Raw genomic sequence first — 15,082 nt, forward strand, 5'->3', positions numbered from 1 at the left:
AAGGCCTTAAATATACATTATGAGCTGTAGTAGTTGTGGAGTAAGTACCGAAGGCGAGGTAGCTGGCTGCAACAATAACGGAGGCTGTTCAACCGGAGGTTGTAACAAAATGAATGTCTTCGACTGGCTGTCCAACATGGACATGCCCGCTGTAGACACTTTCGATATTGTAGAGGTTAGATTTAAAAACGGCAGAAAAGAATTCTTCCGCAATACCGATAACATAGATTTTGTTACTGGCGATGCCGTTATTGTAGACGTGCCAAGTGGCCATCACTTAGGCTATGTTTCAATGCAAGGCGAACTAGTTCGCCTTCAAATGCAAAAGAAGAAGATTGCCAACAACGATGAAATCAAAAAAGTCTATCGTAAGGCTACGCTCAAAGATTTAGAGAAATACGACAGTGTAAGAAAACGCGACATGCCTACCATGTTTCGTACACGCCAGATTATTCAAGACCAAAAACTTAGCATGAAACTCACCGATGTCGAGTTTCAGGCAGACAATACAAAAGCTACTTTTTACTATTCAGCAGAAGATCGCGTTGACTTTAGAGAACTGATCAAAGTTTTGGCCAGTGAGTTCAAAATCCGTGTCGAAATGAAACAAATCAGCCTTCGACAAGAGGCGGGTCGTTTGGGTGGAATAGGCTCTTGCGGAAGGGAATTGTGCTGCTCTACTTGGCTGAACGAGTTTAAAAGTGTGAGCACCAGTGCTGCGCGCTACCAAAACCTAAGCTTAAACCCAGGTAAACTTTCTGGGCAGTGTGGCCGACTGAAGTGTTGTCTCAACTACGAGCTTGAAACTTATATGGAGGCTTTGGAAGATATTCCAGAAGTGACCAAGCTAAAAACCAAGGTAGGAGATGCCAAGCTTCAAAAAACTGACATTTTCAGAAAAATCATGTGGTTTGGCTATGATGGTGAAAACACTTGGCATCCTATTGATGCCCTTAGAGTGGCAGAAATAAAAGAGATGAATGAAAAAGGGGTCATTCCTGAAACCCTTACCTTAGACGAACTTGAGATTAAAGACTTGAGCGATGTAGGCATCAATCGTGATCTTGAGAAAATGGACAAGAAGTTCAAGCAAAAGGATAAGGGACAAAATCAAGGTGGACAGAAGGGCAATCTCAATTCCAAAAACAAGAGTAGGAGCAACAAGAACAGAAATAGAAATAATCGTAAAAACAAAAATAACAGGCCCGAGAAATGAAAGGAGTACAATGGCTTTGTCTGTTAGTTTTGGTGATTACAATAAGTGCCTGTGATCGGCACAAAATCTATGAAGAGGTGTATGATTTTGAGGCTGCCGTATGGAATATGGACACCATCCCTGAATTCGAGTTTAGCATCGATGACAACCAACCCAAAAGGATACTGTTGAACGTTCGTAATTCAATTGACTTTAAATCTCAAAACCTCTACCTCACTTATTACTTGCTGAACGAACAAGGCACAGAAATCAAGTCTGAGTTGATCAATATTCAATTGTTTGATCCCATTACAGGAAAGCCATCTGGCAAAGGCAACAGCATTTTTCAACACGAAGTAGAGATTCTTCCTGCCTACACCTTTCCCAAAACAGGGGCCTACAAAATAAAAGTAGCCCAATATATGCGCGAAGCTGATTTACAGGAAGTTCCCTCTGTGGGGATTCGGGTGGAGGAGATAAAAAAATAAAGCCTAGAAAGAAATTCAATTTATTGTTCTTCATGCATCATTGACTTTATATGTTTTACCCGTGAAACGAGATTCGGATGAGTATTTCCCCCCTTACTAACTTCCCCTCCGGATACTTCATCCATAATGTCTAATGCACTCAAATACGTTTCAGCACCTACAGCTTTCGCTGCGAACAAATCTGCTTGCAGTTCATATTTTCTCTGAAACCTTCCTGGAATGTATAACATCAAGAAACCTAACACTCCGCCTGCTAAACCAACAGAGGCTAAATCTAGGATAAGAAAATTATTTAAAATCGCCATTTCACTCCTTATATTAAAAAGTGAAATGGCTAATGGGCTTACCAAGAGGCTGATGTAAAAGAGTTTTCGCATGTGACCATGCTTGAAATGGCCAACTTCATGCATTAATATTCCTTCTATCTGTCTCTGTGTCATAATTTTTAGTAACTCTTCGCCAACAAGAATTACTCTTGAAAAAGGCAATATTCCTGTGACATAAGCATTTGTGATTTTACCTGGTATTAACCTGATGCTAAACCGGGCTCTATGCTTCGCTAACAATATTGCCTCATACTCTGCCATTCTGGAATATTCTGTGTTTTTTAACAAATAACTCAAAGGATGTATGATATAATTAAAGTTGATGAGCAATATAAGGGGTAGAGCCAATGTCAGGTAAATCTAGTTAGCACTGATTAAGTCTGTCTCTACTAACCATAAAATGGAGGATGCAGGAAAAATGAAGAAAATTATCAATAGTACAAGTTCAATCACATCAAAATCAAACTGCTCCCTAAATGGAATTTTCGCCTTCGAAGAGACCATAAGTGCCAAAAGGGCTCTTATCAAAAAAAGAGCCCCGATCATAAAGGCAGACGTAAACAGTATTTTATACATCTATTAAGTACTTTAATAATATCTAAAAGAGTAGTCTCTTCTTTAAATATCTGAATTCTATATTATCGTTCTACTAAAATCAACCAAACAAAACATTTCAAGAGGGCTCTTGAACCGCCTCCACCAAACGGCCTATGTTCTCTTTTACCACTTGTGGATTTTGCCAGAAGTTTCGGCTATGAACAAATCTATACTTCCATTCTTTTGACTCTAATAGAAATGGTTTATAAACAAAGCTGTCCTTAACAGTGGCACTTTCATAAAACACATTGTCATCCGTCATTAACACGCCTTTGTATTTTCCCCTCCACTTTAAAGAAAGGTCGGCAAAAGGAAGTTCTTCGGTGAATTTTATAGGAAAGTCTTTTTCCCAATCCTTCAGTTTGTTTTTCAAATACCAATCTTGACCAAAGGCTTTTGAGGCATTGACAGTGGGCTCATATTCTCCTTCTGATACCTTTCTTGCATATTCCAAATAAGCCTTGAGTAGCTTTGGGCCTTCATTCTTTAGCTGACTTACCTTCATTTCTTCTGGCAGCAGCGAGGTTACAATCACTACTTTTTCCTTCGCCCTTGTAATGGCTACATTCAATCGGTTCTCTCCGCCAGCCATATTGAGGCTGCCAAATTGCAGATTGATTTTGCCTTTCGCATCACGCCCGTAAGCCGTAGAAAAAATGATAATGTCACGTTCATCCCCTTGAACGTTTTCAATGTTCTTCACAAAAAGCCCTTCCCAATCACCCAGTCCGTTCTCTTCAATTTTATCTTGAATTAAATGTTGTTGACTTACATTGAAAGTAACCACCCCTACCGATTTTGAAGTCTCGTTCTTCATGAGTTGAAGTAGCAATTCAATTACCTTTTCAGCTTCAATTATATTGGTTTGCTTTTCCCAAAGCCCATCCATTTTGATAAAATCAATGGCAGGTTTTGAGTCATTAATTTGATTAAAGTGAGGAAGCATCTGAAGCTTGCCTTTATAGAAATGTTGGTTCGAAAAATCGATTAAAGCCAGTGACTGACTTCTGTAATGGCCTTGAAGCTGCACTTGCATTAAGAACTTACTCGACAGCTCTAAAAGCGACTCTACTTCCAATGCCATCTCCTCTGACTCCTCTTCCCACTTTACCCGATACAGGTCATTTGGCCTCAGCTGTTGGTTATCACCAGCAATGACCAATTGTTTTCCCCTATAAATGGTGGGTAAGCCCTTTTCTGAAAAGCACTGACTGGCTTCGTCAAAAATGACCAAATCGAAAAAGCTTTCCATAGGGAAAATGGCCGAAACGGATTCTGGTGAAGCCATCCAGCATGGCACTAAAGAAAAAATATCTTCTGAAAAATGGTTGATCAGTTTTCTCAAAGGCCAGACCTGTCGCTTTTTATTCACCTGATGCTCAAGATCGCGGTAGGTGATCATATTATTCAGTCGATTGTATTCCGCAGGCTCATAGGTTTTTTCTGTCGCTTTTTGGAGTAAAATATGTGTACTGCTTTCTAATTTTTGTGCCTCTGCATCTTGAAGATCGGTAACCATTTGTTCGAACTTTAAAGTAGAGACCGTTCTTAGAATTGGGTACTTGCTTTCTATATGATCGATCCACGCCAAGCGCAAGCTATTGTCGAAAATGGCTATATATTCTGAGGTGGTTCTTGCCCCTAATTCTTCCAACCTTTTAAGCCCAGAAAGTCTAGCCTCTGTTAAAGAGCTTTTGATTTGATCCATTTCACAAATAGAATCGAAATCGCGCTTTAGTGTTCGCTTTAGTTGGGAAAGAAAATCGGTAGAAAGCAGTAACTGATCGACCTGGATTGGAAGAATGTATTGATTCCACTTTTCTCTCTTTTTTGGTAAATCTTTTAAAGTAACGCGAATACTATTCAACCGTGACTTTAATTCTTTAGCGGAGAGTTTTTTGACTGGAAAGTACTCTTTAAAATTAGCAAAAGAGGCGAAAATCAACTTGGCTTTCAGCGCCATTTCAAGCTGATCAATCCAATGGTTAAGGGCCTCCTGATCTAATTTTTTTGGTACTTCATGAATCCAAACAACGGATTTAATCTTTGTGATCTGATGCTGTAAATTCAAACGATTGTCAATTCTCTGGTCTAGAGTCTTAAAATCTTCTTTGGTATTTGAAAGCCCATTTGCCACAAGAATTCTCGCCAATCGGATTTTCTCTTTAGAAAAACTCCACTTTAATGATTTCAACAGTGATTTACGAGCGCTCGCCCTCTTTTTCAAAAGCACCTGAACCTCTCCAAGCTCTTTGGTTTCTAGGCTTCTTTCAATTCCCTCGCCTTCAAAACACTTATTGATCAAAACCCTGTTGTTGGCTAACCATAGCAAGTCACTATCGCGGTTAGGAACACCAATCATTGGCTTTAAAAGCGTATAAATTTCTTCGTTTTTGAGGTACTCATTAAATGACTTGAGCTTTTCTAGGTTTTCACCCATTCTTCGGCAGGTGTCATAGTCCACCTTCTCTTCTACTATGGCCGAAACTTCAGCTGCTAAACGGCTCGTCTCCACTGGAATATCGTCTAAATATTCCAGCATTTTCTTCAGGTCTTGAATCTTAAAAGAAGAGAAGTCAACCCGTTCGGACCAAGGATGCCCCTCCACATTTAATTTCTGTGCATACTCAAAATAGCGGGTCATTTCCTTTTCAAATTGATTGCCACGGAAATCAATCTGGTTATACTCTTGTACCAAAGAAATTGACTCTGCCTCGGGGTCGGAGGTCAGGTATAATTCCTTTACAGAAAGCCCACTTTCAGTATCATCGAACAGCGCCTTCTTATAATCTTCTAGTGTATCGGTTACATCATCAATGGTTCGGCTGGCCTGCTTAAAAGCACGGTCGAGTTGAATGGCATCTAGATTGGTATTGTTCCTTTTGTACTCATTCAGTCGGCTAATTTGGTTGGATATTTTCGAGTAAATCTCCTTTCTATCATTTTTGAAATCATGTACCAAGCCCACAAAATCAGTGATGTCTTTAGATTTTAGGCGTTCATACACCACATCTAAAGCTGCTCGTTTTTGGCTTACTAAAAGTACTTTCTTTCCTCTGGCCATGTAGTCGGCCATTAGGTTACAAATCAGTTGGGATTTTCCTGTACCTGGAGGGCCTTGCACTACAATAGAATTTCCTTTTTTGACTGCCTTGATGGCGTTTTCTTGAAATACATCTTTTCTGAAAGGAGTGAAAGTTTCCTCTTCTTTTACCTTGTCCAGAAAGTATCGGTACGGATCAAAGTCGGCTCCAAAGTCGTTTTGTTCTGAAAGGTTTTTCTGGGCGAAGAACTCTTCCAGCGAATCCACTTTTAAATTGGCCAGCATATGTTCGTAGTCTGGCATAAGGTAAGAATCGGCTTGAGGGAAAATGCCTAATACCGCTTCTGAAACCAAATTGAGCTTACCGAGGTCATTATTTTTTTCGAATCCAGCTTTTGAGAATTCAGCAAATGGGTTCAGTTTATCGGCATAAATAGCGCTTCCAAATCGGATACTGATCTTGCTTTCTTCGAGCAAATCATACAGGCTCGTTCTGAACACTGTACTTCCTTTTTCAAAATCATCAAAAGACCTTTCGAGCAAGTCTTCATCAAGGCTCACATTGTTAAAATGGGCATAAGCCATTAAAAAGCTCTTGTTGAGGGTTACGTTCACATCCGTTCTTGGCTTTAGACTCCATTCATTGTCTTTCATTTCCAGATTAACTGGAAAGAAAATAAGTGGGGCTCGAACGATGGAACCATCATTGAACATGCCGTGCACAAAGGGCCAACCGACATACAAATCCTTTCCCCCTGTTTCATCAAAAAGGAACTGCTCCCTTCTTTTCACTTTTCTCAATCGAGTAGCGAGCTGATTAGACCGGGCATCTCTTGCATCTGAGTTTGGAATAAGTGGAATTGAAGCCTTCTGTGAAATAATGTCTTCTATAATCCGAAAAGAAGGCTTTAAGTCCATGTGATCGAAATCGTGGAGATCGATAAACTGATCGGACAAAAGCTTGAGCAACACCAGCGAGCGGTTGTTCGCTGAAAGGTTTGTCAATCGCCTAAGGTAGGATTGCAAAATGTGTTGCATAGTCGAATTTAGGAATTAGTCTGCTGTTCAAGCAACATGAAAATTGTTTTTACTCAAAAAAAGAATGCTGGAAAAAGCATTTTATTCTCTCCAGCATTCATAAAAATTCCATCCAGTAAATGGCTTACTTCTTATAAACCTGTCCGTCTTTCATTACGAACTTAACTTCCGTCATTGTAGCAATGTCTTGAATAGGGTCACCGTCAACAGCAATAATATCTGCCATTTTCCCAGGTTCTATTGAGCCATATTGTTTCTCGATTCTTAATAATTGCGAGGCAGTCATGGTAGCAGATTTGATAGCTTCCATGGGTTTCATTCCTGCTTTTACCATGTAAATGAATTCTTTGCCGTTATCGCCATGAGGAAAAACACCAGCATCTGTTCCGAAGGCAATTTTCACTCCTCTTTTGTACGCTTTACTAAAAGTATCACTTATTTGCGGCCCTACTTCCAAAGCTTTGGGCACCACCACATCAGGGAAGAAGCCCGGTATTTTTGCCTTTTCCACCACGAACTCACCAGCAGAAATTGTCGGCACATAATACGTTCCTTTCTTAATCATAAGGTCCATGGTTTGGTCGCTCATAAAGGTGCCATGTTCTATAGAAGTAATTCCCGCCTCTACTGCTCTTCGCATTCCTTCATCACCATGTGCATGTGCGGCACTCACCATTCCATACTCATTGGCAGTTTCAATAATTCCTTTGAGCTCGTCCATTTTAAACTGAGGCCCTTGCCCGTCTTTTGCTACAGATAAAACTCCACCTGTTGCGGTAATTTTTATTACATCTGCTCCGTTTTTATAGCGTTGACGTACAGCTTTTCTGGCTTCTTCTTCGCTGTTCACTACACCTTCTAAAGGCCCAGGATCGCCCATTAAATGACTGCTTGCCCCATTTGTTGGATCACCATGGCCGCCAGTGGTAGCTATGGTTTTTTCTGCCGTATAAATTCTTGGGCCAACTACTTTTCCTGCATTTATGGCGTTTCGCAAAGCCACATTTACGCCCGATCCACCCAAGTCTCTCACGGTGGTGAATCCCGCCATTAAAGTTCGGTTGGCATAAACTTGGGCATCATAAGCCAAATCGGCTTCATTCATTACATACTTATTCAACTGAGAAGAAGGGCTGCTTTGCGATTCAATATGAACGTGCATGTCCATGAGTCCGGGCATCACCGTTTTGTTCTTCAAATCAATCACTTGATCATCATTTCTGCCTTTGGTGTAGCCTTGATCAACCGCAACTATCTTATTGCCTTCAATCACAATAGACATAGATGTCATTACTTGATCTGATTTTCCATCAATCAATTTTCCTGCATGAATAATTGTTCTTTGCGCGTTTAAGCCAAAAGAGAATAGAACAAGAAGCGATAGGGTAAATAATCTTTTCATGGTTTGAGTTTAATAATAATTGGAAGATACGGAATTATGAAGCTAGAATTCAAGACTACAAAAAAGCTTACTTGTACTCCTTCGGAATCATTCTCACCAAATATTGAGCGCTTTCATCTTTATGGAGGTAATATAAAAACCAACCGCATTCTTCGGCAACATCTGCAAGGGTGTCTTCATCAATATATACCCAATCAAACCACTCCCCTTTTTCACCTTGATACTCGTATTGAAAACTTACTTCGCCATAGTATTTGTCTGTTGGTAGATCTTGCCCTTCATACAAATACTTAATGTCTGAAGTATCAAAAATCAACTGTCCTTCGGGTTTTAAAAGGGTTTTGGCATGATCTAAAAAAGTTTTTAATCGGTTCAGTTTACCCACCATACCAATACCATTCATAAGTAGAATGATGGTGTCGTATTTCTTTTGGTTGAATTTAAAGTAATCGGCTTTAATTGCGTTTTTTAGTCCATCCTTTTTCATTAAATCAACGGCATGGCTAGAGGTATCGATGGCTGTAACGGCCTTACCCATTTGCTGTAGCACTAAGGCATGGCACCCTGCTCCTGCACCTACATCTAGGATGTCGCCATCGGCAATGGAAAGTGCCATTTGCTCCATTTCTGGCATCTCTTCATAGCTTCTAAAAAAATACCAAACGGGCATTTCTTCCGACTCACCATAAGAGGTATTGAGCATAAGTGATTGATCTTCTATTCCAGCATGAAAATCATTGAGTGCTTTTCCGTAAACATCCATGCCATAAAAGTACATTAAGAAAATGAAAGGCTAGAATTTATGGCAGATCACTATAATAAAAAACAATTGGTTTGCTTCTTCTTTACCCACACATACAGGCTGTCATTGGTTCATTTTTGAAAAGCATACTCCCGTATATCAATATTTTAGAGTACAATAGTTACATATAACTTAATTTAGGAATTAGTGTACCAAAACCATTCACACTAAAAAAGTAGGTATGCAAATAATTTGAATTTATAAGTCTGTCAACTATCCTCACCTTTGCATGTCATTACATACAAACAAAAAAGCATTGAATTTCAATAAGTTAACAATCGTACTTCTAGCATTAGTTTGGTCAATTAGTGTAAGTGCTCAGCAGGAACGAAAATCGTTTGAGGCGGTCAGAACCAGCGAGAAAATAACAATAGACGGAGTGATGGATGAAGACGTATGGTGCCAAGCTCCATTGGTTACGGACTTTATTCAGAATAGCCCGAACCCTGGTATGCCCTCGCAAAGAAAGTCTGAGGTTAGAATGCTATATGATGATCAAGCGATATACATAGTTGCGCAGCTTTATGACAAAAAGGATGATGTATTTAACTTACTGACCAACCGAGATAATATTGGCAACTCTGATTACTTCGGTGTAAGCTTTGACCCCTATAATGCAGGATTGAACGGGGTGGGCATTTTTGTTACCGTTGCCGGAGTTCAATATGACACCCGCTATTCAAATGGTGGACGTGAAAATATTTGGAGGAATGATTCGGGCTGGAATGCGGTTTGGTTATCGGCTGTTGAAATCAGTGATGAATACTGGACGGTTGAAATGAAGATTCCTTATGCTGTATTAAGATTCAGCTCTCAAGATGTTCAAAATTGGGGCATCAATTTTATGCGTCAGAACACCTCCCTAAACGAGAGTTCATATTGGAGCCCAATCGACCCTGAAATTTCTGGTTATTTGAATCAGGCGGGTGTAGTGAAAAATATTAAAAACATTACACCTCCTACCCGATTATTCTTTTACCCCTATGTATCTACCGTTATCAACCGAGCTACTGGAATTGGTACGAGCAACCCGAGACTAAATGGAGGTATGGACATAAAGTACGGAATCAATGATGCCTTTACCTTGGACATGACACTTATCCCAGATTTTAGTGGAGTAAGGTCTGACAGGCAAGTACTTAACCTTAGTCCTTTTGAAGTAAAGTTTGATGAGAACAGGGCCTTTTTTACCGAGGGCGTAGAGCTATTCAATAAAGCTGGTTTGTTTTATTCCAGAAGAATTGGGGGCACTTTTGGAAATCGTACACGGCAATTGGAAAAGAACGAATCGGTTACCTACTCACCCGATGCAGCCCAATTGATCAATGCCAGTAAAATCACAGGCCGAACAAATGGAGGGTTAGGAATTGGCTTTTTTAATGCCATTACTAAGCCCACTTATTTAGAAGTAGAAAACACCGATACGGGAGAAAAAACGGAAGTTGAAGCAGATCCGCTTACTAACTTTAATGTAATAGTACTTGATCAAAACCTTAAGAACAATTCAAGTGTAACGCTGACAAACACTAATGTAACAAGAGCAAAAAATGGAGATGATGCCAATGTAACCGCGTTCAATTTCTCTCTTAATGATGCAAATAGAAATTGGCGTACCACTGGATTTTTTGGTTATAGCAACATAGCTTCTTATCAGAATGGGGTTAAAGACACCAAGGCTGGGATTAAATACAATATTGGAATTGATAAGAACAGAGGACAGTTTCAGTATGGTATCAACCGAAATGTAGAGAGCGATACTTATGACATTAACGATTTAGGTTTTCTACGTCAGTCAAATCAAATTGAGCATAGGGCAGATTTCTCCTTTAACCAATTCGAGCCAGTAGGTATTTTCAACAATTATAATATTCGGCTAAACGCAAATCATGAAATGCTATATGAGCCAAAAGAATTCTCTTCTTGGCGATATAGTGTAAATACTGGTGGGCAGTTAAAAAACTTTTGGTACATCAGCACTGAGTTTGGCGGTAGCCCAGGAATTAGTAATGACTTTTTTGAATCGAGAGTTGCGGGTTATGTATTCAAAAAGCCAAGTAGCTATAGCGGAAGAATCAATTTAAACACCGACAGCCGCAAGCAAGTGAGAATGTCTGGTAACTTAAGGTTTGGAAGAAGACCAGATTGGGATCAGACTGACCAGTCTATGAATCTTTCTGCAAGAGTTAGAATTGGAGAAAGGGCAGAGATTAGCCATAATGTTGAAGTAAGTAGTAGAGATAACGAAAGAGGTTATGCTAGAAGGCTCTACAACGATACTAATGGTGATTTAGAAGCTGTTATTTTTGGAAGAAGAGAGGTAAGAAATTTTACTAACACCCTAAACGGAAGCTACATATTTACAAACAGAATGGGGGTTACGTTTAGAGCACGTCATTACTGGAGTCGTGTAGATTATAAAGAGTTTTATGAGCTTACAGAAGGTGATGAACTTGTGAGTACAACCTACACTGGCGTAGACGCCCAAACGGGTGAAATGGTAGACAATCGAAACTACAATGCTTTCAATATCGATATGGAATACAACTGGCAATTTGCTCCTGGTTCCGAGATTAGAGCCATTTGGAAGCGAAGTATTGGAACAAATGATTACAATACTCAATTACGCTTTATCGATAATTTCAATAGTACTTTTGGAGCACCTAACTCAGACTCGATCACCATTAGAATGGTTTACTTTATCGACTACCTGAATATTAAAAACATCTTCACTAAAGGCTAATTGTAATTCATAGATTCAGTAGTTACCTTACTGACCTAATAAAAAGGTTATCAATTATTTAGCACATTTATATCTCTCGGGGTCACATTCAAAAATAGCCATTGGCAATTTTTTAGGAGATTTTGTGAAGGGAAACCAATATCAAGACTATGAACCTGATATTGCTAAAGGTGTGCTGCTACATCGCGAAATTGATCGTTTTACCGATTCACACGAGGTGGTAAGTGAGAGTAAAAAAAGACTTTCAGAAAAATACAGACATTACTCAGGTGTAATAGTAGACATGTTCTATGACCACTTTTTGGCCAAAAACTTCAGTGAGTTTCATCCTGAAGATTTAAAAACATTTTCGGAAAATCATTTTAAACGCTTGGTAGCCTTTCAAAACCAAATGCCTGCTAGGGCTCAGCACATGCTGCCTTATATGGTAGCTAATAATTGGCTTTTGGCCTATGCAGAGTTAAAAGGCATTCACAGAGCGCTTTCAGGATTATCTAGAAGAACCAAGTTCGACTCAAAAATGGATGAGTCAATTCAGGACTTAACAAAACACTACACTCTTTTTGAGCAAGAATTCAGACTATTTTTTCCTGACATTCAATCGCACATTAGCGAATTCAGAGAAGATTTGATTAATTCGTAACACATGATTATTTCAAAGCCCAAACGAAAGACCATTTTTTCCTTAACGGTTTTCACCCTGATTTCAATTCTGGGAGCACTCTACTTTATGCGTCAAGTTTTAGCAGAGCCTTCTGATACTTGGCGTTATGTTTTATTGGGGTTTTTATTAGTGGTCTGCTCCATTATGCTCTACAAACTCATCTTCAATTATAAAGTGTTGAAAATTGGTTACGATCAGGTTCATGTTTACTATCCTTTTCGCTTTTTTAAATCCGTTCAAGAAATATCTGAGCTTGGTGCTTGGCAAGAGACAATCATTAAAACCAATAAAACCGAATACAAGCAGCTTAAGTTGGTTTTTATAAATAAGGGCTATGTAAAAATATCGAATCAAGAAAACAGCGATTACGATAAGGTGTACAAGTACATAAAAAAGAAAGCTCCCAAAAAAGAAGTAAAAGAATGATTAAAAACGCACTTATTGTGGCTTTAGGTGGCGCAGTAGGAAGTGCCTTACGGTATGTAATTCAGAATACCATTCATTCTAAATACCCAAATTTATTTCCTTACGGTACTTTTGTAGTAAATATTACAGGCTGCCTCCTTATCGGTCTATTGATGGGCTGGGCCACGCAAGAAAAGCTCCTTTCTCCTCAAATCAACCTTTTGCTTATTGCTGGGTTCTGTGGTGGATTTACCACCTTTTCTACTTTTGCCTATGAAGGCAATACGCTCTTACTTGAAAACAAACCACTACAAGCTCTATTGTATATAGCCGCCAGTGTTGTAGTTGGAATGATTGCTGCTTACTTAGGTTATAAATTTACGAGAGGGTAGGAAATGGTTATTTTATAAATATTTCAAAAAACATAATTAATTCTTCTGATATTTTCATTTTATAGCTATTATTGAGCAATAATAATTACGCCACATAACTCAATTTAATATCTCACAGTAAATACAATGAAAATTTTTAAAACCCACCTTATCATTCTGATTGCTCTAGTAGTATTCGGTTGTCAGACAAACGACTTTAAAACCGAAACTTCTCCAGAAGTAAAAACAACACAGGTTAATTTCTTTTCAGCCAACGATATCCCCCAAGTTTTGGAAAAAATCCAATCTCCGTTGGGCATAGAAAGAACTACAGGGGCTGCCAATCAGAGCAAAAGCTCAATAGGTCTAATAAGAATGGATGAAATTATGCAGGTGATTGACACCTTGGGAAATGACAACTACACATTCAGTGTTGACGACCAAGACAATAATCATCTGACTTTTTCGAATCTCATAGTCCCAATGGGAGTAAACGACCACAGGATCCCTTACTTAATGAAGTACGAGATGGACAGCAGCTATTTCATAGATTACGTTAAGCATGGTTTTTCAATCCAAACCTTTAAAGGCACCATTACCCGACAATTCTTATATGGAGGCGACAACAACAGAGATGGTACAGCAAATCTTGAAGGTAAAAGCCTAAGCAACAATGATTGCGATGGAGGAACTGGCTTTGATGGACCTGGAGGCAATAATGACCCTGGGGGAACAACCTCTGGCACAGAGCCATATTATAACTGGGATCCTGCCCCTCCAATTTTTACTGGTGGGGGGCAATGCACTTGGCAGACCGTTTACCCTCCATGCCCAGTTGAGCGAAGAAGAGGAAAAGAATATTCTGCCAAACCCCATACTGCCGCAGAGTGCGGTGACCACATAGGCACCCCCAACGGAGTCATCTTACTTATAGACTGCAACCAACTTGACAATTTAGGAGCTGCCAATACCGGCAACTGTGATAATTGGGGGGGCGACCAGATTGGACTTATACCCGATTTATCTGAACCTGTCCAATTCCTTAGCTCACTTATTCCCCTTAATAATTCTCAAATAAGCTGGTTACAAAACAACCCTGCCGCTGCCTTTGATCTGCAGCAAATGATTTTGGAAAATGGAGACCTTGATGAGAATGGATTCATCACGGAAGCCACAACCTTAACGGTACAGTCATTATTAGACTTAACAAGAAGTGGGTTGTTGGAAGGAAACTATACTCCTACCTATGTCTCTAAAATATCTCCTTATACTTCAAAATTGCAAGACCCTTCCTTATTTACAGCCTACCTATCTTTAGAGGTTGCCTTTTTAGTTGCTGAACACGGTAACGATCCAGAATGGTTTACTGATTTCCCAAACAGAGTATGGAATAAGCGAAAACTCTATTTTGAAGCCGCACTAAATGCCTTTCAAACCCTATTAGACTTGGGTGGACTTGCTCCTGTTGTAGGTGAGGTATTTGATGTATTCAACGGAGGGATTTATTTAATTAGAGGTGACGGGGTTAATGCTGCTTTCAGCTTTAGTTCTGCCGTTCCTATTGCTGGTTGGTTTTCTACTGGGGCAAAGTTTGCTACCAAGGGGTCTCTCCGCTGGGTATTAAAGGCCGATAACTATATAGATTTTGGGCGAAGTTCAAAACTCCGGAAAATATTAGGGCTAGCTGACGGGGATAAAACCGTACAGGCACACCATATTCTTGTGTGGGCTGAAAGGCAGCATCCTTTAATCCAAAAGGCGGCATCATCATCTACCAATCCATTTCATATGAATGATGCCCTGAACGGCATTCCTGTTGCCTCATGGAGAAACCAATATAACCACCCCTTGTATAATAATAGAATCAAAGACGCATTGGATAGAATCAATGATCAATTTCCAAACCTGACTCCTGATGAAGCTGTCAACAAATTGCAGCCTTTAATACAAAGGATAAGACAAGCAATACTGGACAACCCCAACACACACTTAAACGATATCGTTTTTTAAA

General features: G+C 39.5%; 11 protein-coding genes. 7 read left to right on the forward strand and 4 right to left on the reverse strand.

Annotated features, from left to right (window positions below):
- The first annotated feature begins 19 nt into the window (after positions 1-19).
- Positions 20-1,216 carry a regulatory iron-sulfur-containing complex subunit RicT gene (gene ricT, locus AAC026_RS19105; protein WP_339701516.1) on the forward strand — a complete coding sequence of 399 codons (1,197 nt, stop codon included), beginning with the start codon at positions 20-22 and terminating at the stop codon, positions 1,214-1,216.
- Entirely contained in the window at positions 1,213-1,683 is a 471-nt protein-coding gene (locus tag AAC026_RS19110) for a gliding motility lipoprotein GldH (protein WP_339701519.1), read from the forward strand. The genes ricT and AAC026_RS19110 overlap by 4 nt, the downstream gene beginning before the upstream one ends.
- Before the next feature lie 20 nt (positions 1,684-1,703).
- Here AAC026_RS19110 and AAC026_RS19115 read toward each other — a convergent pair whose 3' ends face one another.
- The 4 genes from AAC026_RS19115 to AAC026_RS19130 all read right to left on the reverse strand — a co-directional run bounded on the left by AAC026_RS19115 (position 1,704) and on the right by AAC026_RS19130 (position 8,867).
- Positions 1,704-2,270, reverse strand: coding sequence for a M48 family metalloprotease (locus AAC026_RS19115; protein WP_339701522.1), 567 nt, complete (start codon positions 2,268-2,270; stop codon positions 1,704-1,706).
- 412 nt (positions 2,271-2,682) lie between these two features.
- Positions 2,683-6,687 (reverse strand): AAA domain-containing protein, encoded by a 4,005-nt coding sequence (locus AAC026_RS19120; RefSeq protein WP_339701524.1) that lies wholly within the window; start codon positions 6,685-6,687, stop codon positions 2,683-2,685.
- A 124-nt stretch (positions 6,688-6,811) separates the two neighbouring features.
- Positions 6,812-8,089, reverse strand: coding sequence for an amidohydrolase family protein (locus tag AAC026_RS19125; protein WP_339701526.1), 1,278 nt, complete (start codon positions 8,087-8,089; stop codon positions 6,812-6,814).
- 67 nt (positions 8,090-8,156) lie between these two features.
- Complete coding sequence (locus AAC026_RS19130) at positions 8,157-8,867, reverse strand: methyltransferase domain-containing protein (RefSeq protein ID WP_339701529.1); 711 nt, start codon at positions 8,865-8,867, stop codon at positions 8,157-8,159.
- Positions 8,868-9,120: 253 nt separating this feature from the next.
- On the opposite strand from AAC026_RS19130, the gene AAC026_RS19135 reads away from it, so the two are divergent.
- The 5 genes from AAC026_RS19135 (at position 9,121) to AAC026_RS19155 (ending at position 15,081) form a co-directional block, all read left to right on the forward strand.
- Positions 9,121-11,631, forward strand: coding sequence for a DUF5916 domain-containing protein (locus AAC026_RS19135; protein ID WP_339701532.1), 2,511 nt, complete (start codon positions 9,121-9,123; stop codon positions 11,629-11,631).
- A 124-nt stretch (positions 11,632-11,755) separates the two neighbouring features.
- Positions 11,756-12,274: an acyl carrier protein phosphodiesterase gene (locus AAC026_RS19140; RefSeq protein WP_339605903.1), complete on the forward strand. Its 519-nt coding sequence runs from the start codon at positions 11,756-11,758 to the stop codon at positions 12,272-12,274.
- 3 nt (positions 12,275-12,277) lie between these two features.
- Positions 12,278-12,721, forward strand: a complete 444-nt coding sequence (locus AAC026_RS19145; protein WP_339701535.1) for a hypothetical protein — start codon at positions 12,278-12,280, stop codon at positions 12,719-12,721.
- A complete protein-coding gene (gene crcB / locus AAC026_RS19150; protein WP_339701537.1) occupies positions 12,718-13,092 on the forward strand; it encodes a fluoride efflux transporter CrcB in 375 nt (124 codons plus the stop codon). The genes AAC026_RS19145 and crcB overlap by 4 nt, the downstream gene beginning before the upstream one ends.
- Positions 13,093-13,218: 126 nt before the next feature.
- Positions 13,219-15,081: an AHH domain-containing protein gene (locus tag AAC026_RS19155; RefSeq protein ID WP_339701540.1), complete on the forward strand. Its 1,863-nt coding sequence runs from the start codon at positions 13,219-13,221 to the stop codon at positions 15,079-15,081.
- Position 15,082: the final 1 nt, after the last annotated feature.

This window comes from uncultured Roseivirga sp., from assembly GCF_963973945.1.
Classification (GTDB): domain Bacteria; phylum Bacteroidota; class Bacteroidia; order Cytophagales; family Cyclobacteriaceae; genus Roseivirga.

Coding starts and splice junctions, on each gene's coding strand:
- ricT (WP_339701516.1), top strand. CDS start 20: ATGAGCTGTAGTAGTTGTGGAGTAAGTACCGAAGGCGAGGTAGCTGGC.
- AAC026_RS19110 (WP_339701519.1), top strand. CDS start 1,213: ATGAAAGGAGTACAATGGCTTTGTCTGTTAGTTTTGGTGATTACAATA.
- AAC026_RS19115 (WP_339701522.1), bottom strand. CDS start 2,270: ATGGCAGAGTATGAGGCAATATTGTTAGCGAAGCATAGAGCCCGGTTT.
- AAC026_RS19120 (WP_339701524.1), bottom strand. CDS start 6,687: ATGCAACACATTTTGCAATCCTACCTTAGGCGATTGACAAACCTTTCA.
- AAC026_RS19125 (WP_339701526.1), bottom strand. CDS start 8,089: ATGAAAAGATTATTTACCCTATCGCTTCTTGTTCTATTCTCTTTTGGC.
- AAC026_RS19130 (WP_339701529.1), bottom strand. CDS start 8,867: ATGTACTTTTATGGCATGGATGTTTACGGAAAAGCACTCAATGATTTT.
- AAC026_RS19135 (WP_339701532.1), top strand. CDS start 9,121: ATGTCATTACATACAAACAAAAAAGCATTGAATTTCAATAAGTTAACA.
- AAC026_RS19145 (WP_339701535.1), top strand. CDS start 12,278: ATGATTATTTCAAAGCCCAAACGAAAGACCATTTTTTCCTTAACGGTT.
- crcB (WP_339701537.1), top strand. CDS start 12,718: ATGATTAAAAACGCACTTATTGTGGCTTTAGGTGGCGCAGTAGGAAGT.
- AAC026_RS19155 (WP_339701540.1), top strand. CDS start 13,219: ATGAAAATTTTTAAAACCCACCTTATCATTCTGATTGCTCTAGTAGTA.